At 37.6% G+C, this 20,500-nt stretch carries 15 protein-coding genes; 4 read left to right on the plus strand and 11 right to left on the minus strand.

Annotated features, from left to right (window positions below):
* Positions 1 to 124: 124 nt before the first annotated feature.
* The gene (truA, locus tag FW778_RS04925; RefSeq protein WP_150413493.1) at positions 125 to 889 is read right to left on the minus strand and encodes a tRNA pseudouridine(38-40) synthase TruA; all 765 of its coding nucleotides are present in this window, start codon (positions 887 to 889) and stop codon (positions 125 to 127) included.
* A 13-nt stretch (positions 890 to 902) separates the two neighbouring features.
* The gene (locus FW778_RS04930) at positions 903 to 2,273 is read right to left on the minus strand and encodes a DUF4476 domain-containing protein (RefSeq protein WP_150413494.1); all 1,371 of its coding nucleotides are present in this window, start codon (positions 2,271 to 2,273) and stop codon (positions 903 to 905) included.
* A gap of 103 nt (positions 2,274 to 2,376) precedes the next feature.
* Here FW778_RS04930 and FW778_RS04935 point away from each other — a divergent pair, with 103 nt between their 5' ends.
* A complete protein-coding gene (locus FW778_RS04935; RefSeq protein ID WP_150413495.1) occupies positions 2,377 to 4,830 on the plus strand; it encodes a M1 family metallopeptidase in 2,454 nt (817 codons plus the stop codon).
* A 74-nt stretch (positions 4,831 to 4,904) separates the two neighbouring features.
* On the opposite strand, the gene FW778_RS04940 is transcribed toward FW778_RS04935, so the two are convergent.
* From FW778_RS04940 to FW778_RS04955, 4 genes are all read right to left on the minus strand, one after another.
* On the minus strand, positions 4,905 to 5,699 hold the full coding sequence (locus FW778_RS04940; RefSeq protein WP_150413496.1) for a TPM domain-containing protein: 795 nt from the start codon (positions 5,697 to 5,699) through the stop codon (positions 4,905 to 4,907).
* Between the two features lie 18 nt (positions 5,700 to 5,717).
* Positions 5,718 to 6,173 (minus strand): TPM domain-containing protein, encoded by a 456-nt coding sequence (locus FW778_RS04945; protein WP_150413497.1) that lies wholly within the window; start codon positions 6,171 to 6,173, stop codon positions 5,718 to 5,720.
* Between the two features lie 12 nt (positions 6,174 to 6,185).
* Positions 6,186 to 6,776, minus strand: coding sequence for a LemA family protein (locus FW778_RS04950; protein WP_150413498.1), 591 nt, complete (start codon positions 6,774 to 6,776; stop codon positions 6,186 to 6,188).
* Between the two features lie 99 nt (positions 6,777 to 6,875).
* Positions 6,876 to 8,072 (minus strand): phosphoglycerate kinase, encoded by a 1,197-nt coding sequence (locus tag FW778_RS04955; protein ID WP_150413499.1) that lies wholly within the window; start codon positions 8,070 to 8,072, stop codon positions 6,876 to 6,878.
* A 351-nt stretch (positions 8,073 to 8,423) separates the two neighbouring features.
* On the opposite strand from FW778_RS04955, the gene FW778_RS04960 reads away from it, so the two are divergent.
* From FW778_RS04960 to FW778_RS04970, 3 genes are all read left to right on the plus strand, one after another.
* Entirely contained in the window at positions 8,424 to 9,722 is a 1,299-nt protein-coding gene (locus tag FW778_RS04960) for an O-acetylhomoserine aminocarboxypropyltransferase/cysteine synthase family protein (protein ID WP_150413500.1), read from the plus strand.
* A 121-nt stretch (positions 9,723 to 9,843) separates the two neighbouring features.
* A complete protein-coding gene (locus tag FW778_RS04965; RefSeq protein ID WP_235906026.1) occupies positions 9,844 to 10,884 on the plus strand; it encodes a homoserine O-acetyltransferase family protein in 1,041 nt (346 codons plus the stop codon).
* Positions 10,885 to 10,899: 15 nt separating this feature from the next.
* Positions 10,900 to 12,156 (plus strand): homoserine dehydrogenase, encoded by a 1,257-nt coding sequence (locus tag FW778_RS04970; protein ID WP_150413501.1) that lies wholly within the window; start codon positions 10,900 to 10,902, stop codon positions 12,154 to 12,156.
* Between the two features lie 300 nt (positions 12,157 to 12,456).
* Here FW778_RS04970 and FW778_RS04975 read toward each other — a convergent pair whose 3' ends face one another.
* The 5 genes from FW778_RS04975 to FW778_RS04995 all read right to left on the minus strand — a co-directional run bounded on the left by FW778_RS04975 (position 12,457) and on the right by FW778_RS04995 (position 20,459).
* Positions 12,457 to 12,807, minus strand: a complete 351-nt coding sequence (locus FW778_RS04975; protein WP_150413502.1) for a cupin domain-containing protein — start codon at positions 12,805 to 12,807, stop codon at positions 12,457 to 12,459.
* Between the two features lie 144 nt (positions 12,808 to 12,951).
* Positions 12,952 to 15,138 (minus strand): glycoside hydrolase family 88 protein, encoded by a 2,187-nt coding sequence (locus tag FW778_RS23020; RefSeq protein WP_202552076.1) that lies wholly within the window; start codon positions 15,136 to 15,138, stop codon positions 12,952 to 12,954.
* Between the two features lie 22 nt (positions 15,139 to 15,160).
* Entirely contained in the window at positions 15,161 to 16,003 is an 843-nt protein-coding gene (gene kduI, locus FW778_RS04985) for a 5-dehydro-4-deoxy-D-glucuronate isomerase (RefSeq protein WP_150413503.1), read from the minus strand.
* A 102-nt stretch (positions 16,004 to 16,105) separates the two neighbouring features.
* Positions 16,106 to 18,265, minus strand: coding sequence for a polysaccharide lyase family 8 super-sandwich domain-containing protein (locus FW778_RS04990; RefSeq protein WP_150413504.1), 2,160 nt, complete (start codon positions 18,263 to 18,265; stop codon positions 16,106 to 16,108).
* A gap of 313 nt (positions 18,266 to 18,578) precedes the next feature.
* On the minus strand, positions 18,579 to 20,459 hold the full coding sequence (locus FW778_RS04995) for a heparinase II/III domain-containing protein (protein ID WP_150413505.1): 1,881 nt from the start codon (positions 20,457 to 20,459) through the stop codon (positions 18,579 to 18,581).
* Positions 20,460 to 20,500 lie beyond the last annotated feature (41 nt).

Here is a 20,500-nt window from a genome sequence, read left to right on the forward strand (position 1 = left end):
AATTATTTTGAATAAATTTTATTAAATTCTATAGAATACAGCAATACAAAGGGTCTTACAGCATAATATTTTTTTTCGCCTGTTATTTTTTTAGTTAATAACAACAAGAAAATGAAACAAAATATTAAATTGTTGGATACTTTACTTCGACTAAAAAAAGCCCATGCGAGGGGGCAGAAAAATCTGTATTGTTATTATTATTCCTTTTTACTATTTCGGCAAATTCCTCAAGAGATATTTTTCCTGACGCTGTTTTAAGCATTGTGCCAACAAGACCTTTTACCATTCCGCGTAAAAAACGATTGGCAACTACGTTATAAATTAAGAAATTATTCTCCTGAACCCATTCGCTTTTATTAATGGTACAAATGAAATTATTTACCTGTGTATTTTTTTTTGCGAAGGAAGTAAAATCTTTGGTCGTTAATATAATACTAGCAGCTTCCTGCAGTATTTGAAAATTAATTGTATACGGATAGAAATATGCGGTGTCTTTATAAAAAGGATTTTTCTTGCGATAGATGTAATATTTGTATTCCCGGCTTACAGCATCAAAACGGCAATGTTGATCTTCTCTTACTTCAAAAATTTCCGTAATTACAATATCGCCAGGCAAAATAGAATTCAAAGAATACAACACCTGTTGTGTATATTTTTCTTTATTATACTGCTGATAAAACAAATCAGCCTGTGTATCAAAATGGAAAAAATTTTGTAATGCATGAACACCGGCATCTGTACGGGAAGCACCAGTGAGTTGAAAGGTCTGACCGAATTTAATGGCTAAAGCGCCCTCAACTTCTGATTGTATAGTAATTGCATTATTCTGTACCTGGAAGCCCGAATACCTTGTGCCTTTATATGCAACCTCAATAAAATATCGTGGCATGTAAAGCGTTGAATTATTTATGAATCATTGCCTTAAACCTGTTAATATAATAACTGTCGGTTAGTTGAGATTGAAGTGTGAAGTATTGATCAGAATCAGACACAAAAGCGTATGCTTCATCAAAGAACCTATATTTTCCTTCATTTGTTAGAAACAAAAAGGATAGATTTTTTATCTGCTCCGTACTAAAGCATTTGGAATGGAAGGCCTTTTTTGCAATGTTAATCATATTCTCGTCAGAGTTTTCCGAAGCCATCTTTTTACGCAGTTTTAAAAAATATGCATTATCTGCGAATGACTTGCAATCAGAATTTGTTGTTGTTGATTTAACAACTTCCGGCAATACAACTATCTCATTCTTTTTTGTTTCAGCAGGCTTCGTATCTTCTTTAATTTTTGAACCCTGTTGAATTAATTCAGGCTGCGTTGTTTCTTCTTTCTTTTGTTTTATTTCATCATTAGTGCTTGCAACGGCACTATCCTTATTTTCAAAGGTGCTTTTATTTTCTGATACTAACGGTGGGACAGACGCAGTTGTATCCTTTATAATTTTAGCCTCTTGTTTAGAATTATTTGATGAAGCTGTGTCCGCTATTGGGACATTGTCTTTTACTGAAGCAACACTTTTTAAAGTTGCATTATCATTACTTTGAGCGCTATCTTTATTTGTGGGCTCTAAATGTTTTTCAGTCTGACCAACATCATTATTATTATTTGTTTGTTTCTCTGCAGGAATAAAAATTCTTATGGTATCATTTCCCATTTCGGTTGGGTCAATGTATACCATTTCCATTCCATCTTTATTTTTATTACTGAACAGCTTTTTTGCAGGAGCTAGCAATAATGGCTTAGGCTGAACAATTGTAATAACAGAATCTGTTTTAGAAGCGGATACAACTTCTTTTACAGGTTCTTCGTTTACGGGTTCATTTTTTTGAAGGATGGATGAATCTTTCACAACATTTGCAAGCATCTTTGAAAAAGGATTGCTTTCAATATTTTTAGAAACAGTCTCAGGAGCATTTTCGCCTGCTCCCATTAGAACTGTAAAAGACTGCAGATTAAAAAGACCCCATCCTTTTTCACCAAAATTTTTTAAAAGAAAGCCCTCATTATTATTGTTAATTGCAATTTGAAAATTCTCTTCAGGGAATTCTTTCTTAGGGAACCCGACACTGAACTTGTAATTCCCATCTGTTAATTTTGGAAGAATTAAATATCCCGTTGACGATGAGCTCAGCACTTTATTATTCAGTTTAACATAAAAGGGCTGGCCGTTTTCTGTTTGCAAATAAATGAAATGAGGCTGCTGCGCCTGGGCAAAAAGTGCAGAACCTATAATAAAAAGAGAGACACCCAAACGTTTTAAAGTAGCAATAAACATATTCAGCAAATCTATTTAATAAAACAATAAATTTTGCCATCTATCCAAATTTTGATTTCTTTTTACAATATCCGCTTACTTTTGCCGCCATTAAAATTTTAATATGAAGAAATTTTTCATTGCACTTGTCTTAACTGGTTTTTTTGGGGTAGCTATGGCCCAGGATGATGAACAGCCACAGGATACTGCCTGGAAACATATATATAGGGCAACAGCTACCCGCATTAATGACCTCGTTCATACAAAGCTTGATGTTAGCTTCGACTATGATAAAGCCTGGATGTATGGAAAAGAATGGGTGACCCTTCATCCTCATTTTTATGCCACAGATTCTTTAACGTTAGACGCGAAAGGAATGGAAATAAAAGAAATTGCTTTGATGAAAGGCAATTCAAAAGTTCCCTTGAAATATTCTTACGACAGCTTGCAATTAAGAGTTACACTTGATAAGGTATACAAAAAAGGAGAAAATTATACTGTTTACATCAACTACGTTTCAAAGCCAAACGAACTGAAAGAACAAGGCAGCGCTGCTATTACAGATGCCAAAGGTTTGTATTTTATTAATCCAAAAGGTGAAGATAAAGACAAGCCCATCCAAATATGGACACAGGGCGAAACTGAATCTAACAGTGCGTGGTTTCCTACAATAGATAAGCCAAATCAAAAGACAACCGATGAAATTTATATGACTGTTCCTTCGAAATATGTAACGTTAAGCAACGGCGTTTTGAAGAGCCAAAAGAAAAATGCCGACGGCACAAGAACAGATTACTGGAAGATGGATCTTCCCCATGCTCCTTACTTATTTTTTATGGGCGTGGGTGACTATGTAATTGTAAAAGATCATTACAAAAAAATGCCGGTTGATTACTATGTTGAAAAAGAATACGCTCCTTTTGCTAAAAAAATATTTGGCGAAACTCCTGCTATGATTGGCTTTTATGAAAAAATTACCGGGGTTCCCTATGCGTGGCCAAAGTATGACCAGATAGTGGGAAGAGACTATGTGAGCGGAGCAATGGAAAATACTACAGCCACATTACACCAGGAAAGCGCTTACCAAAACGGCAGGCAATTAGTAGATGGAAACATTTGGGAAGATGTTATTGCCCATGAACTTTTTCACCAATGGTTTGGAGATTTGGTTACAACAGAAAGCTGGAGCAACATCACTTTAAATGAATCATTTGCTGATTATAGTGAAACACTTTGGGATACTTACCGCCATGGTAAAGATGCTGGTGATGAGCATATCGAAGAAAACCGGGAAGCCTATCTCCGCAATCCTGCCGATGAATCAAAACCTCTTGTAAGGTTTTATTACAAAGACAAAGAAGATGTATTTGACCAGGTCAGCTATCCTAAAGGTGGTGCCATATTACACATGCTTCATATTTATGTTGGCGACAGTGCATTTTTCAAATCATTAAATCTTTATTTAAATACCTATAAATTTAAAAGCGCCGAAGCTCAACAATTGAGGCTTGCTTTTGAAGAAGTAACCGGACAGGATCTAAACTGGTTCTGGAATGAATGGTATTATGGAAGCGGGCAACCGGATCTTACTATTAATTATGATTACAGCAATAAAACAGCCCGTGTTATTATCGAACAAACTCAAACGCCAGGAACAATTTTTAAACTTCCATTGGCAATTGATGTATATAACGGAGGAGCAAACAAAAAGAGATATAACGTTTGGGTAAATGATAAAATAGATACATTCTATTTTCCGAGCGATACAAAACCATCCTTAATAAATGTAGATGCTGATAAAGTTCTGCTTGCAAAGAAAACCGATAATAAAACTGCTGATGAATTTGAACAGCAGTATAAATATGCAGGCAGTTATATGGATCGTAAAGAAGCCCTCGAATATTTTGCTGATAAAAAATCAAGCAATCTTGCAATAGGTTTGAATGATAAATATCATGGTTTAAGATTATTTACATTACAAAAGATTGACCAGGCAAAAGGTTATACAGTTCCTGCTGTTTTAAATGTGATAGAACAAATTGCTGATAAGGACCCGGATAAATTAGTACAGGCAAAAGCTCTTGATATTCTCGTAAAATTGAACGACAAAAAATATGAGGCATTGTTTACAAAATATGTAAATGATTCTTCTTATTCTGTTTCAGGTGCAGCGCTCGATGGACTTAGTAAACTTGAACCTGAGCAGGCATACACCCTTGCAAAAAAATATAGTACAGATGCAAGAGGAAAATTAGGAAGTGCGGTAACAAAAATTTTGATGGCCAATGCAACCGAAGATGATTTTAATACCATATTTGAAAATTATAAAAACTCTCCTTTATCGCAATCCAAAATACAGGAAACAATTTCTTTTGGTAATTATCTTGCCAGTGTAAAGAATGCAGAGAATGTTAGAAAAGGCGTAGACGAAATTATGAGCGTAAGGAACCAGGTACCTGAACAATACAGGCACTTTGTTGACCCGGGAATTAAACAAACTTTCAATAAAATAAGTGAAGCAAAACGCTCAGAAGGAAATACTCAATTAGCAGATTATATCGATGGGCTTTTGAAATAAAAAACAATCTTAATTAAATAAAAAGGCGGGAAAATAAATCCTGCCTTTTTTTTATTTTATATTTCAAAACTTAATTACCAACCCCCACTCGCTCCGCCGCCGCCGCCGCTTCCGCCGCCGAAGCCTCCAAATCCGCCGCCGCCTCCAAAACCTCCGCCACCAAAGCCTCCACCACCTCTTCCGCTTCCGCCGCCGCCAAATCCTCCACCTAACAAATTACCCATGAGAAACCAGGGCAAACCACCGAGGCCTGTTGAACCCTTCCTGCTCATATAAGAGCCACCGCCTCCACCGCCTCTGAAAAAAGATAACAAGACAACGAAAAGTATAACGAGAATAAAAATGGTTTTAAATGACGGGCCGCCTTTTTTACCAGATGGAGTTGCTTTATATTCTCCTGCAGCAGCCTGGATTACCGCATCTACAGCATTATCAAAACCCCGGTAATAATCATTGCTCTTAAAAGCAGGTATCATTTTATCATCAATAATTTCTTTTGCAGTAACGTCGGGAATTACCCCCTCCATACCATATCCCGTTTCAATCCTTGCTTTATGATCTTCTTTAGAAACAAGTATTAGTACACCGTTATTTTTATCTTTTGTTCCAATACCCCAACCCCTTAAATATTGCAAAGCCACCTCTGCAATATCATTACCATTTAAATTTTGAACGGTTATAATAACTATTGCTGAGGAAGTACTATCGTTGTACGCATCCAGCTTTTGCTCTAATGCATCCCGCTGAAATGGCTCAAGCATACTGCCAAAATCATTTACAGCTTTCGGCGGACTTGGCCTTGGCTCTATATTTTGAGCCATCCCAACATGAAAGCACAAAACAAAAAAAAGTACAATAATTTTTTTCATGAATAATAATTGCGGGTACTATTTACCAAAAATGATCTCGTCCGGCAGTTCATTTTTATCAGTATTGTTATCGTAAGGAAAATTATTTTTTAAAGCTTCTCCTATTTTTTGAACGCATTCTTTAATACCCAACGCGTAATTTTCTTTATTGAAAAAAACGAGAATATGACTCACCACATCTTTCCAGAATTGCTCGCCAACGGCCTCGTGGATGCCACTATCAGCAAATATGGCTAACTGTTTATCCTTCAAAGCAACATAGAACAACACGCCATTTCTTAGCTTGGTATTTTCCATTTTAAGATTAGCAAAGATCTCCTTTGCCCTGTCAATGGGATCAATAAAGCGGCATTTATTTTCTATAAATACCCGCATCTCTCCACTCGTTTCCCTTTCAGCATCACGAATAGACTGGACAATCAAATCATTTTCTTCTTTGGAAAAAAAAGGTTTCTTTTTAAAAAATGGGCGCATTTATTTCCCGATTTATTTTATATCAAAATTTATATCAGGATTTTTTTCACTTCCAACATCAGCTTTATAATAAGCTCTTACATGATAACCCAGGATGCCGGCAAATATATTATTAGGGAATAATCTTACTTTAAGATTATAGCTATTTACAGCTGTGTTATAATCCCTGCGGGCTACATTTATGCGGTTTTCAGTTCCTTCAATCTGCGCCTGAAAGTCTTGAAATGCCTTTGTGGTTTTAAGATCCGGATAGGCTTCTGCAACGGCCATTAACCGGCTGAATGAACCCTGCAACTGAGCCTGCGCCTGTTGATATTGCTGTAAGCTTGTTGAGTCGTTTATATCGACGTGAACGGAAGTTGCCTTTGACCTTGCTTCTATAACGGCTGTTAACGTTGATTTTTCGAAATTGGCAGAGCCCTGGATAGTTTTTACAACACTGCTATATAAATCGGTCCGGCGTTGATAGTTTGTTTCAACATTACTCCAGGCAGTTTGAACATTCTGGTCGGCTGTTGCTAATCCTCGTTGCTGGTTGCATCCCCAAAAAAAGAGAATAACAATTATTGCAAGAATAACTAAGAGAACAGGACTACGTTTCATTTTATAAAAATTTAATTTATCAAAAGTATAGTTTCTCAAACCGAATACCAAAGAGTCCTGAACTGCTAATTTGTCTATTTGTTATTTAATTAAAAATAATTAAGACTGAATGGCTGCTATTCCGGGAAGTATCTTTCCTTCAAAATATTCCAACAGCGCACCGCCTCCGGTTGATACATAACTTACTTTATCTGCAAGCTTAAATTCATTTACGGCTGCAACACTATCACCACCACCCACAAGGCTAAACGCACCGTTAGTAGTGGCTTCTGCAACGGCTTCTGCAATAATCTTTGTACCGTGCTGAAATTTTTCCATTTCAAAAACGCCCATTGGTCCGTTCCATAAAATCGTTTTGGAATGATGAATAACTTTCTGAAATGTTTCGCAAGCTATTTCGCCAATATCAAGGCCCATCCATCCATCAGGAATATTATTGCTTAATGCACCGGACACACTCGCTGCAGCATCAAACTTATCAGCAATAATAGAATCAGCAGGCAAATGAATACAAACGCCTTTTTCTTCAGCCTTTTTTAATAATTCATTTGCTTTGTCTAACCTGTCATCTTCACAAAGAGAATTGCCTATTTTGCCCCCCATAGCCTTCATAAAAGTATAAGCCATTCCACCGCCAATTATTATATCTGTTGCTCTTTCCAATAAGTTTTCAATAATGAGAATTTTATCTGAAACCTTAGCACCACCTATAATTGCAAGGAATGGCTTCTCAGATTTATGCATCACTTTTTCTGCACTTGCAACTTCTGCTTCCATGAGTAATCCAAACATTTTTTTATCGCCCGGGAAAAATTTTGCAATAACCGCCGTTGAAGCGTGAGCCCTGTGTGCTGTACCAAAAGCATCGTTCACATATACATCGCCCAGCTTACTTAGTTTTTCTGCAAAAGCTTCATCACCTTTTTCTTCTTCTTTGTAAAAACGAAGATTTTCCAATAATAAAACTTCGCCCGGCTGCAGGGCCTTGGATTTTGCTAAAGCGTCGGCACCAATGCAATCATCTGCAAATAAAATTTTTGTATCACCCAAAAGTTCCTGCAAATGATGTACAAGATGTTTCAATGAATATTTGTCCGTAGGTCCATCTTTTGGCCTGCCCAAGTGCGACATTAAAATAACACTTCCACCATCATTAAGAATCTTTTTTATAGTTGGAACAGCAGCGCGCATTCGGTTGTCATCAGTAATGCGATAGTCTTTATCGAGTGGAACATTAAAGTCTACCCTTATTAAGGCCTTTTCATTTTTAAAATTATGTTCTGAAAATTTTGACATGCATATACTTTTTTAAAAATCTTATTAATTGATAATAAGATTTACTTGTAGAAAAATTATTTATGGATTTCAAAAGTATATAAAAACCTTGAGGATGAAATATCCAGAATTTCAACATAGTTAAAAGAATTTTTGTTTAAAAAAAAGATTTGTTCATATAGATGAAACCCTACTATATTTGTGGGGTAAATAATGAAAGATTCTACTATCATATTTCTCCAACCTTATGTACCCACAGGTATGATTATGTGCGGACGCTGTATGCCGTAAGGCATTCTATATTCAATATTATCCATTCGGGGCATTGCCTTATACATCTTAAAATCTATTTTTCATTTATAAATATTAATTATGAGCAATCAACATTTTGAAACTTTGCAGGTACATGCAGGCCAGGAAGCAGATCCAACAACGGGATCACGTGCTGTACCTATTTACCAAACAACCTCTTTTGTTTTTAAAAATTCGGAACATGGGGCAAATCTTTTTGCACTAAAGGAATTCGGTAATATTTATACACGTATCATGAATCCAACAACCGATGTTTTTGAAAAACGCGTGGCTGCATTAGAAGGAGGTGTGGCTGGTTTAGCGGTTGCTTCAGGACAGGCATCTCAATTTATCGCCTTAAATAATATTCTGCAGGCAGGCGAAAATTTTATTACATCATCATCTCTATACGGAGGCACTTATAATCAATTTAAAGTATCATTTAAACGGCTTGGTATTGAAGCACGTTTTGCAAATGTCGACGATCCCACAAGCTTTGAAAACCTGATTGATGAAAACACAAAAGCACTCTACGTTGAAACTATAGGCAATCCTGGCTACAACATTCCAGACTTTGAAAAAATTTCAGCAATTGCTCAAAAGCATGATCTTCCCTTAATTGTTGATAATACTTTTGCTACCGCAGGATATTTATTTCGCCCGCTCGAACATGGTGCACATATAGTTGTGCAGGCCGCCACTAAGTGGATCGGTGGACATGGTAACAGTATTGGAGGAATTATTGTTGATGGTGGGAATTATAATTGGGGCAACGGAAAATTTCCTCAATTTACAGAACCATCAGAAGGTTATCATGGCTTGGTTTTTAATGATGTATTTGGAAGTGCAGGTCCTTTTGGAAACATCCAATTTATTATACGTGCCCGTGTGGAAGGGTTACGCGATTTTGGACCAGCTTTATCTCCTTTTAATTCATTCTTATTTTTACAAGGGCTGGAAACTCTTTCTCTTCGTGTGCAGCGGCATGTTGATAACGCACTTGAACTGGCGAGATGGCTTGAGAAACACGCACGGGTAGAGTCAGTAAATTATCCCGGGTTAGAAAGCAGTCCCTATCATCAAAACGCAAAAAAATATCTCAAAAACGGTTTTGGCGCAGTATTATCTTTTGAAATAAAAGGTGGTAAAGAAAATGCGATCAAGTTTGTAGATAACCTACAATTAATAAGCCATCTTGCTAACGTTGGAGATACTAAAACGCTTATCATTCAACCCTCAGCAACAACACATCAACAATTAAGTGATGACGAACAAAAAGCAGCCGGAGTTACTCCTGGCGGTCTTCGCATTTCCGTAGGCATTGAACATATAGATGATATTAAGGCTGATATTGAACAGGCGTTTAATAAGATTTTTTAAAAGAATGAGTTAATTAATTTTTTGAAGCTGGTAATTATTTTACAACATTTTCCTGTCGGCATATTTGCTGGCAGGCTATGTTGTACATTTGCATTTTTTTAAAATATTTGAATACTTTATTTTGTCGTACAGCATTTACAAGTCCGATCAACCCTTTGCGCTGGAATCAGGGAATATTTTACAGGGTTATCATTTAGCATATACTACCTATGGTTCGCTTAATGCTGCAAAAGATAATGTAGTCTGGATTTTTCATGCGCTTACTGCTAACAGCGAGCCCGTTGAATGGTGGCCAGGACTTGTGGGTGATGGAAAATTATTTGACCCTGAGAAGTATTTTATCATTTGCGTTAATATGCCAGGTAGTTGCTATGGAAGCATTGGACCGCTGGATATAAATAAGGAAACGGGAAAGACTTTTTATCACGATTTTCCCTTTTTTACGCCACGGGATATGATTCGTTCTTACCAGCCGTTGAAAGATTATTTAGGAATAGATAAAATTAAAATAGGCATTGGAGGTTCAATGGGTGGTCAGCAGTTATTGGAATGGGCCATTGAAGAGCCCGGCCTGTTTGAATACATTTTTCCCGTAGCAACCAATGCAATTCACTCGGCATGGGGAGTAGCTTTTAATGCTTCGCAACGTATGTGCATAGACGCAGATGAAACATGGAAACAAAGAAACAAAAATGCCGGCATGAAAGGAATGAAAGCAGCCCGGAGCATTGCATTAATTTCTTACAGGCATTACGAAACATATCATGCAAGCCAGAGCGGCCATGAAAACGAAAGAATTGAAAATTTTAAAAGCGAGTCTTATCAAAAATACCAGGGAGAAAAATTAGCAAAAAGATTTAACGCTTTTAGTTACTATGTTTTGAGTAAAGGAATGGACTCTCACAATGTTGGCCGAGGCAGAGGAGGTGTTGAAATTGCCTTACATGAGATTAAGGCGAAAACCCTGGCAATAGGAATTGAAACGGATATTCTTTTCCCGGTAGCTGAGCAAAAGTTTATCGCTGCAAATATTCCTAACGGAAAATTTGTTGCGATAAATTCTTTATACGGTCACGATGGTTTTTTATTGGAGGCTGAACAAATCCAACATATCATCAGCAATTTTCTTGCGGCTACGAAACAAACTAAAATTTTGAATTAATAAACCTTTTATAAAATGACAGCACACCGCAGATTAACTATCGGATTATTTGGATTTGGTGTAGTAGGTGAAGGCTTATATAAAGTATTGCACCAGACATCTTCTTTAAATGCAACTATTAAAAAGATATGCATTAAAGATGCTCACAAAAAAAGAAATGCGCCGGCAGAACTATTTACTACGGACCGGGATGAATTATTGAACGATGAAACCATAAATGTAATTGTAGAAGTTATCAATGAATCAGAACCAGCATTTGAAATTGTTTCAAAAGCATTAACCAATGGTAAGGCAGTAGTAAGCGCCAGTAAAAAAATGATTGCTGAGCATTTGCCGCAAATATTGCAATTGCAGCAGGAAACCGGCATGCCATTTCTTTGTGAATCTTCTGCGTGTGCGTCCATCCCCGTTATACGAAATCTTGAAGAATATTATGATAATGACCTGTTGCATTCTATGCGTGCCATTGTAAATGGTTCTACCAATTATATTCTCACCAAAATGTTTGAAGATAAACTGGATTTTAAAACCGCATTGCTACAGGCCCAGCAATTGGGCTTTGCTGAAGCCAATCCAACATTGGATGTGGATGGCTGGGATGCCGTTAATAAATGGGTTATTTTATTATGCCACGCTTATGGCATTGTTGCCACCACCGATAATATTTTATTTACCGGGATTCAACATGTAAATGAAAATGATGCCAACGTGGGCAGGGAAAAAAATTACGAAATAAGATTAGTGGCCCAGGCAAAAAAATTAGAGAATGGAAAAATTGCCGCATTTGTAATGCCGCAATTTGTGAAACAGGACGATCATCTTTCATTCGTAAAAAATGAATATAATGGTGTTGTTATTGAAAGCTCTTTTGCGGATAAACAATTTTTTTATGGCAAAGGCGCCGGCAGTTTTCCAACGGCTTCCGCAGTATTGAGCGATATTTCCGCGCTACGTTACGACTATAAATATGAATACAAAAAGCTGTACCATCATACACCTAATCAGCTTACCACCGATTTTTATATTCGCATTTATGTGAGTTTTGATGAATGGAGCTTTATTCCCCGCGAAAAATTTGAATGGATAGAAGAATGGCATGCACAGGAAGACAGAAAATATTTAATAGCGGTGATACATTTTAATCATCTTACAGAAAATGATTGGTGGAAGAAAAATAACACATCAATTATTTTAACGCCTGATGCAATTATTGAAGATATGGAATTAAGGAAATTAAAAAAGAAAAGTTTGGAACTCGCAGGTATTAGTTGATAAGATTTGAAACTATACTATTTGTCTAATAGATATCTTGATCGTGATAAAAATGCCTCTTAAAAAGAGGCATTTTTATTTTGTCGGGGCGGCAAGATGATTAAAAAATTCGTAAACACTTGATTATTGATTAAATACGCTTATATCAATGAACGTGTAACCTAGCTGGTAACGGATATGAAAATTAATAATTTATCAACAATAAGCACATCTTTAATTGATCCATACCCATTACCTAGATTAATCTCATTCGATATCCGACCAATAATTGTCTTATGCAAAAGCATTCAAACCACAAGATCAATCATAGTCGGTTGTTAAAAAATCCTCTCTCATTGGGCTAAATACATCGATCAGCATACCGGGTTCCAAACATATTACGCCGTGTACTATGTTGGGTGCCACATAGTATCCGTCGCCGCTCTTAATTAGTTTCTTTTCGTTATTAATAGTCATTTCAAATACACCACTTTCCACATAAGTAACTTGCGAATGGAAATGCTGATGCAACTGGCCTACCGCATTCTTTTCAAACTTAACCTTTACCATCATAATTTTATTATCGTACCCATACAGTTGTCTTTGAATTCCATTCCCTAGGTTTTCCCATGGTATTGCATTTTCAATCTGGAATAGTTCGCCTGTTAACATATATTCTTCAATTTTTTTTATTTATAAATATTGTTTATGCGAAAAGGTTAAAATCAAATTCCACACGTGTCAATTTAGAAAATGGCGTTCCTGCGATTTTAATTTGGTAATTTTTCTAAACTGCTAACAACTTGAATGAAAACATTACAACCAATCAATCAATACCGGGCGTTCCAGTTCGGTCTTAAAATTTTCAAGATACTCAAACCACTCTTTTGAGCTGGTGATCATCCCTGCTTTATCCCAGGTAGCTCCGGTATAATACACTAATGGTTTTTTTGATTCAGTCTTTATTATTGTAAGCAAATGGTGATGACTTACATTCATCTGCAGAACCGGCTCTAAAATCACCGAACCTATTCCCAATGAGCCATCCTTTCCATGCTGCGGTTCCCAATATCCCATGATACCATCTCTCTCATTCAATAACATCGTGCCGTTACCCGCATGTTCAACGATACCTATCGCAACTGGCAGTTCTCTTTTATCTTTAAAAGAATAAACTGTTTCTATTTTGTTTAATTGTGACCCCGCATCCAATGAAATAATTTTATATTCATCTACTATTTTCCCGTCAACATTCCAATCATTATAATCCAATTGAAAAGTGCTTCTTAAAGGGCCATTATCAAGTATTTTATATTTCCTGAAGTTTTTAGAATAGTAAATAGAATCCTTAACATAAGGGGCACTGCTGCCTGCCCCCAGACTAAAACCTACTTCATAAAAATCCAGGCCTTCGCCGTGATCTACGTGATAATCAGCCGTCTTATACCACTTGTTAATGATAAGCGCGGGAGTGCGCTTAGCCCAGACATCTTGTCCATATGCATTCTCATTTGTCTTTTCCAAAGCAGCACCATACACCCGGAAAGCAATACGATCATTCTCCCATGCGAAATCATCATACCGCTCAGGGACAAAACGGGCATATGTTTTTATTTTAAATTCCGACGGATCTTCAGCGGCCGTTTCTGCATATAATTTTGAACCGGGCGAAAGGCTTACCTGTATTAAAACGTTCACAGGAATCTTATTTCCCCTGTATTCTAATTGGAAGGGAATCTCTTCACCTGTCAGCGAATTGAAGATTTTAAACTTTTTATTTTTATCCGATTTCGTTTTTGATATAAATTCATTATAAGGTACTGCTATCACTTCTTCTTTCCTGTGTAAACCTGTTTTGTTATGTAATGATAAAATAGCACTGTTTTGAGATTGCCTTAAAAGCAAATCGATCATCTCAGAACCGGCCAGAAGGAATGCGCCAGTTCCATACACTTCTGTACTATTACTGTCAACGGAATCCGGCTGGGCACCTATCGGCTGCACATTCCCCAATTTACCGTCACTATGTACCGAAGACACTAAGGCAGCCCACGCTTTTTCAATAACCGGATCGAATTCCTTGCCTGGCAGCAAGCCATGATTAACTCCATAAGCAAGGGCATAACAATAAAATCCGGTTCCGCTGGTTTCTTTTACCGGGTAACTGGCTGCATCCAGCAATGAAGCATGCCAGCTTCCATCATCACTTTGCAACGAAGCAATTTGCTGTGCCATCCTTTTGTATAAGGAAATAAAACGGGGACGATCAGGATAATCTGCAGGCATATTTTCCAGCATTCGTACCAATCCACCCATCACCCATCCGTTGCCTCTTGACCAAAACATTTTTCTGCCATTGGGTTCCTTCTTATCGAAATACCTGCTATCACGAAAGTAGAGGCTCTCGGAAGAATCGAATAGATAGTCAGTAGTTTTCCACCATAGTTTTGAGGCAATATCCAAATATTGCGTGTTGCCAGTGGCCGTTGAAAGATATGCCAAAGCCGGAGGGCCCATAAACAAAGCGTCGCACCACGCCCATTCCCGGAGATGAACATTATTTTTCCATTCAAGTGATTCAGTATGAGGGAAAGCAACAATTGTGTCTGCCAATCCACGAAACTGAGCGATCATCTTTGGCTCACGATATAGTGAATACATTTGTGAAAACATTTGGCCCACACAATAGTCATCCGCCATAGCTCTTCGTGGCCCTGGGTTCCAGTCGATTGCTTCACCGATATTGTACATAGCCTTGCTGTATTTTGAATCGTTGGCGATTTCATTCAACGCCATGAAACCCGCATAGGCGGCACCGTTAGTCCAATCGTATATTGGATGGCGCATCCCTTCTTTTTGCCATGTTTCCAATTGCCAGTCTGCTACCTTTTCCATTATTTTCAATGTAGAATCAGCACGGAAATTACTTTGTGCGATTGATGTTTTATGAAAGATTGTTGTTACGAAAGCAATCAATAAAAAAGTTAATAGATATTTTTTCATTTATATAATTTTAAAAACCTACTCATTTCAAATCCTTTACTGGGCATACATCCATGTCTCCATAATCCAAATTTTCACCTGCCATGCCCCAGATAAAAGTATAATTAGATGTGCCTGCGCCCGCATGAATGGACCATTGGGGCGATATTACCGCTTGCTCATTTTGCATCCAGATATGTCTTGATTCCTGCGGCTGTCCCATAAAATGGCAAACAGATTGTCCTTCCGGAATTTCAAAATAGAAATATACTTCCATCCTACGGTCATGTGTATGCGCAGGCATGGTGTTCCATACGCTGCCTGTTTTCAATTCAGTCATACCCATTTGTAATTGACAGGTTCCTATTACGGACGCTACTAATAGCTTGCTGATCGTCCTTTGATTCGAGTTTTCCAAAGAACCTAACGTTACCGTTTCGGCTTCTTTTTTTGTAACCTTTTTAGTAGGATATTTCTGATGGGCTGGCGCAGAATTAACATAAAATTTTGCCGGATTTGATTTGTCTGAAGAAGAGAAAGTAACCTTCCTGGTTTCTTTCCCAATGTATAATGCTTCTTTTAGATCCAGCGTATACGATTCGCCGTCAGCTTCTACAGTACCCTTACCACCTACATTGATAATTCCAAGTTCTCTCCTTTCTAAAAAATAATCAGCTTTCAGATTACCAGGATTAGGAAGTTCGACTGCTTCATTAACGGGCATTATGCCACCGGTGATAAACCGGTCATAAAAAGATAATGTCAGTTGCACCGTGTCTTCTTTAAAAATTTTTTCGACTAAAAAATTGTCACGCAATTCGGATGTGTTCATTCTTGACACTTCTGCAGGACTGCATGCATTCCTGCTTTCAATATTTCCGCTCATTTTAAAACTTGTTTTTTTCGTTTATTAATAATTAAAATTAAATTTCATAATCCTCCAAAGCATCTATTTAAAAAGCCATTGTATCCTATAATTATTTTTCAATTAGTTTAATTGTTCTGTAATAGCTCTTCCCAGATCGCCATTTTTGGGAAATTCAATAGTGTATTTTTTACCATTAAGAGTAAATGATACCGCATTAAGTTTATGAGTAGGATCCGCTGTAGTCACAACCCATGTTTTACCATTTTTTTCAAACATGTATAAACCTGCCTGGTCGAAACTTATTACACCAAGCCCTGCTATTGATAACCGGGCTGGATTATAAATAACAAACATATTTATTTTCTTATCGTTGGAAGTTATAATTTGTGCGTCGCTACTATTTTCCATCACCGTAAAAGAAGGTTTGTAATGTGTAACGTCATCTAAGGTAACTGCCGGTAATATTATATAAGAGTAGGACTCATGCTGCGGTCTCCTGCCCTGTTCTGCTTCAAGGCTGAACATTCCTGCAGAACAATTTTCGGGGGGATAAATTTTAGCAATATCATTCCAGTCACCATACTGTGTTTTGTCCGACAACGTAATCTTCATTTTCTGTAAAGGATAATAAGCAACTTCATTATGATAAACCCATTGTACTGTATTGCTGCTGATTTGCGACTCCGGTAACATTTTCTTTACGCTTCCCTCGAAATAATAAACATCACCTTTTAAAAAAGTTTGATTTAACGCAGTAGAAACCAAATCACTCTTATTGGATGTTATATCAGCGCCCAGGCAAACCATTACATTATCAATAAAAAACCATGCCTTCTTAGCCGTTAAGGAATCTCTTACCAGGTGAAAAGCCGTAATGCCATTTGGTCCTTTTGAAAGCCCCCCGGTAAAGTCATTATCATTTCTATAACCCGCAATAGTCAATACTTTGAGAGGTTCATCGCTTTGATAGCAGGTAACTCCCGGAAGTTTTCGCCAGTTCCAAACCGGGAATATATTATTGTATTCGTTTCCATCTACCAGAATACAGGTGACCCCATCTGCAGCATAGTAACCTTTTAAGTTTTCACTATTTAGAGCTTCCGCACCTTTGACCCTTTCTGATGACATTTTTATAGATGAAAACCAAACGGGCGACCGATGTACCGTCATGTCTGAACGCCAAAAATGCTTGTCGCCATTGAAGAAAGGCTCTGCAGACTGAGAGAAATTCCGTGATATGAAATCGAGATAAATTTGCTTATGTCCGGGATCAATTACTATCAAATCCGCGGCGGCATAACCTGTCGCAAGAGCCTTATTTAACTGAGCACCTTTAAAAAACTGGCGGCCTAAAGAATTGACATCGAAATAGCCTTTCCAGTTAACCCAGTTATAGCCATTGTAAAACAATTCCCGCAGAATGGTTTTTTGTTGTTCATCAAAAGCAAAGGGTGTTCCGTCAAAAGTTCTGCCCCAAAAAGCCATTCCTGTTATAAAAGCCAATCCATAATTGCCAAATTGCTGCTGGGGACCATGTTGATGAAAACTGAAATCGGGCTGAATGCCTTCTTCATTACTAATTTTAATTTCAGAAGCAATAGTATCACGAGCCTGTTGCGCCAGCCTGGTATCGTTCGTTAATACCGCTTTAAAGAAAACATTACCGGCTAACCATACTTTATTTTGTCCTGTCATTCTGAAACCCGCCTTGTTTAAAACATTGACAGCAGCATTAATTTCAGATTCGGAAAGCTCATCTTTAAGCATAACGAAAGCAGGACCTAATGTTTTGGGACCGCCTATTTCATTATACCACCAGTTAGGACAGATTAATTTAGCCTGGAACCAGAACCCCATTGCTTTATGCACTACCATGCTTAAATTCTTGTCTTTATATAATTTAGAATCAGGATCCTCATAAAGTTTTGTCAGAAAAAGAATTCTTTCAGCATGCTTTGCCGGATCCCAACCCGATCTTTTATTGTCTTTATAATTGATATCCGGCCATGAACCGTCGGCATTTATGGAGTTGATATATTTATCTATCAAATGCTGATCAGCATTTTTCTTTTGATAAACTTCGAGTGTTACCTGGTCGGACGCCGCAGTATCGCGGTGCAGTTTTTCCACTATGGCTTTTAAATCATTATCCCCGGATTTCTTCATGAGATAATAATCTTCTATGTTTCTTTTCAGCGTTGAGAATGTTTGATCCTGTGCAAAAGAAGCAGCGGTAATACCTGCCATAATTACCACGACGTAATATTTTATATATTTCACTATATAGGTTTTTGGCTAATAATTTGAAATTATATTACTTATTATAATTATTGTTGTTCTCTTCATAACTAAAATTACTGCATAGTATTTTCAAGCTTTATCTTCACCGGGTTCATTATTACCTTTTATCGCTTATATAAAAATTAAATATTTTACTTTATAATTTTCACCCTAAAATTTTATTCAACCAGAGGGCATTTCTTTCTTTAATTATAATTTAATGGATGAAGGAGATTATTTATAACGGCTACGATTAAACGCTTTCTAAATTCAAATAAAAAATAAACTAGCCATACACATTTTGCGACTCTCATCATTCCAAAGATGACAGCCGCACCTTGATGGTTCCTTTTTTATCCGGGAAAATGTAAGCCGGAATTCGAATCTCCACTCTTTTAAGGTTTTCAATCTTCTTATCTAATTTCAAAGGTGGCGGATCCATCATGATGGTTGACACTCTCACATTATCCGGTGAAAGAATTTTAAGAGCCAGTTGTTTGCCATCCTGTTTAAGGATTGCGCCATCCGCGGAGGGAATCACTTCAGCCGTTGTCATAATAGCCCAGGTAAGCAATTTTGTCGAATCACCCAGTTGCAACTGGTCTTCAATTGTTATTGAATGATCACTGTCTTTAATAAATTTTCGATGAGCAGCTTTCAAATGTCCCTCATAAATTTGCGACATGTCTATTGAAGCTTCAGGATTATTGCCTGCTCTAAAATCAACAATGGGAGCATAGCCTTTTACATTGAACAAGGCATCATCGATTGTGAGCGTACTATGCCCGAAATTACCTTTCGTCAAAAGCGTCCATCGCTGACAATTCTGGCACATGTCCCACAAGTTAAATCCTGCGTGTTCCAAATCGTTGTAGTCTTGTGTGCCGGGATCAACCACCCATCTCACGCCGTTAAGTTCAAAAACAAAACTCCCGGCATCCATATTTCCATGATTATTGGAAGCGCTTCCTCCCTTACCTCCAAAATAATAATTTTCCGGATCGTCTTTCTTTCCCCGAAATATAACAACAGGATTTGGGCCGTCGCCTTTCCAGGCTAGAGGGAGATCGGTAGAATCTTTAGGTTGAAACTCTGACAGCCATATCAATCCGGGGCCTGCCAGGCGAGGCAACTTGCCCATGGCCGGCGGTGATTGCATAAATTTTTCTTTCTCGAGGTAAATCGGGTTGCCGGTCTCTTTAGCGAACCAGGCCAAGGTAACGTCTCCATCGTTGCCCGGTTTATCACCGCAATCAGAAAAATTGAAATACCAACCAGAAGGCGCAACGCTTAGCAGCCTGAAATTGGCGCTTTCAATAAAGGAAGGATAATTAGCGATTCCAAAATCAGTTCCAAAAGCACTTTCTAACATAGATGAAGTGGTAACAGAAAAGCTGGTGCCATATCCCCAGTAAGTGGCTCCTTCAGGATAAACGCCATCAGGGCTGTATTGTTTTAAAGCATTGGGCATTCCTTCCAATGCACGGCTGATTGTTTTAGCTGCCAGCTCAGGATTTTTATCAGCAATAACAATTGCCGCGGCAATCATGCCGCCATTACAAACCTGGTTCCAGTTATGAGGCGCTGTAACCCATGATGGCTGCTGGTTTTCATTAAAGCTTGGTTTTATTCCTTTTTCTATAAGTGAATTCTTCGCCAGTTCAACGGTGGCTTTAGGTAATGCATTACCCGTCCAATCTACGGCGATTGCTACTGCCAAAGACAATTCGGCAACATCTAGAAAGTGTGCAGGATGCCAGTCGGAAAAATTGCAGACTGCTATTAACTCATCATTGATTCGTTTCAGTATTTTAGGGTCTTTTTCCATCCGGTAAACCATTGACAGAATAGTCATCCTGTATAACATTTCCCGGGAAGTCGCCAGTAATCTTCGCCCAATTAATGTTCGTGTAAGCAACGGCTTCGTAAGAATATCCGCCGCATTCAGTTTTATAGCCTCATAATAGTTTTTTACCAGGGGATCAATTTTAATTTTCTTTTTAAGATTTATCTCAATAGCCGGCGTAAGAATCAGGCGGGGAGACGATTTTTTTAATTTGGACTTAATGTACTGAACCGTAATTGGATTGTTGAGTTTAACCATTTCATCACCACTTTTTACATGTTCCTGGGCTTGTATTTTTGAAATAAATATGAAACTAATGAAAGCCAGGAAAACAATATTATTTCTCATTTATTAAGATTATTAGTTTTGAATATATCGAAATGAAATGT

Origin of the sequence: Ginsengibacter hankyongi, from assembly GCF_008710285.1 — a bacterium.
In the GTDB taxonomy this organism is placed as follows: Bacteria; Bacteroidota; Bacteroidia; order Chitinophagales; family Chitinophagaceae; genus Ginsengibacter; species Ginsengibacter hankyongi.

What these genes read in the sequence shown, in the direction of transcription:
- truA (WP_150413493.1), bottom strand. Translation starts at nt 889, where the DNA reads ATGCCACGATATTTTATTGAGGTTGCATATAAAGGCACAAGGTATTCG.
- FW778_RS04930 (WP_150413494.1), bottom strand. Translation starts at nt 2,273, where the DNA reads ATGTTTATTGCTACTTTAAAACGTTTGGGTGTCTCTCTTTTTATTATA.
- FW778_RS04935 (WP_150413495.1), top strand. Translation starts at nt 2,377, where the DNA reads ATGAAGAAATTTTTCATTGCACTTGTCTTAACTGGTTTTTTTGGGGTA.
- FW778_RS04940 (WP_150413496.1), bottom strand. Translation starts at nt 5,699, where the DNA reads ATGAAAAAAATTATTGTACTTTTTTTTGTTTTGTGCTTTCATGTTGGG.
- FW778_RS04945 (WP_150413497.1), bottom strand. Translation starts at nt 6,173, where the DNA reads ATGCGCCCATTTTTTAAAAAGAAACCTTTTTTTTCCAAAGAAGAAAAT.
- FW778_RS04950 (WP_150413498.1), bottom strand. Translation starts at nt 6,776, where the DNA reads ATGAAACGTAGTCCTGTTCTCTTAGTTATTCTTGCAATAATTGTTATT.
- FW778_RS04955 (WP_150413499.1), bottom strand. Translation starts at nt 8,072, where the DNA reads ATGTCAAAATTTTCAGAACATAATTTTAAAAATGAAAAGGCCTTAATA.
- FW778_RS04960 (WP_150413500.1), top strand. Translation starts at nt 8,424, where the DNA reads ATGAGCAATCAACATTTTGAAACTTTGCAGGTACATGCAGGCCAGGAA.
- FW778_RS04970 (WP_150413501.1), top strand. Translation starts at nt 10,900, where the DNA reads ATGACAGCACACCGCAGATTAACTATCGGATTATTTGGATTTGGTGTA.
- FW778_RS04975 (WP_150413502.1), bottom strand. Translation starts at nt 12,807, where the DNA reads ATGTTAACAGGCGAACTATTCCAGATTGAAAATGCAATACCATGGGAA.
- FW778_RS23020 (WP_202552076.1), bottom strand. Translation starts at nt 15,138, where the DNA reads ATGAAAAAATATCTATTAACTTTTTTATTGATTGCTTTCGTAACAACA.
- kduI (WP_150413503.1), bottom strand. Translation starts at nt 16,003, where the DNA reads ATGAGCGGAAATATTGAAAGCAGGAATGCATGCAGTCCTGCAGAAGTG.
- FW778_RS04995 (WP_150413505.1), bottom strand. Translation starts at nt 20,459, where the DNA reads ATGAGAAATAATATTGTTTTCCTGGCTTTCATTAGTTTCATATTTATT.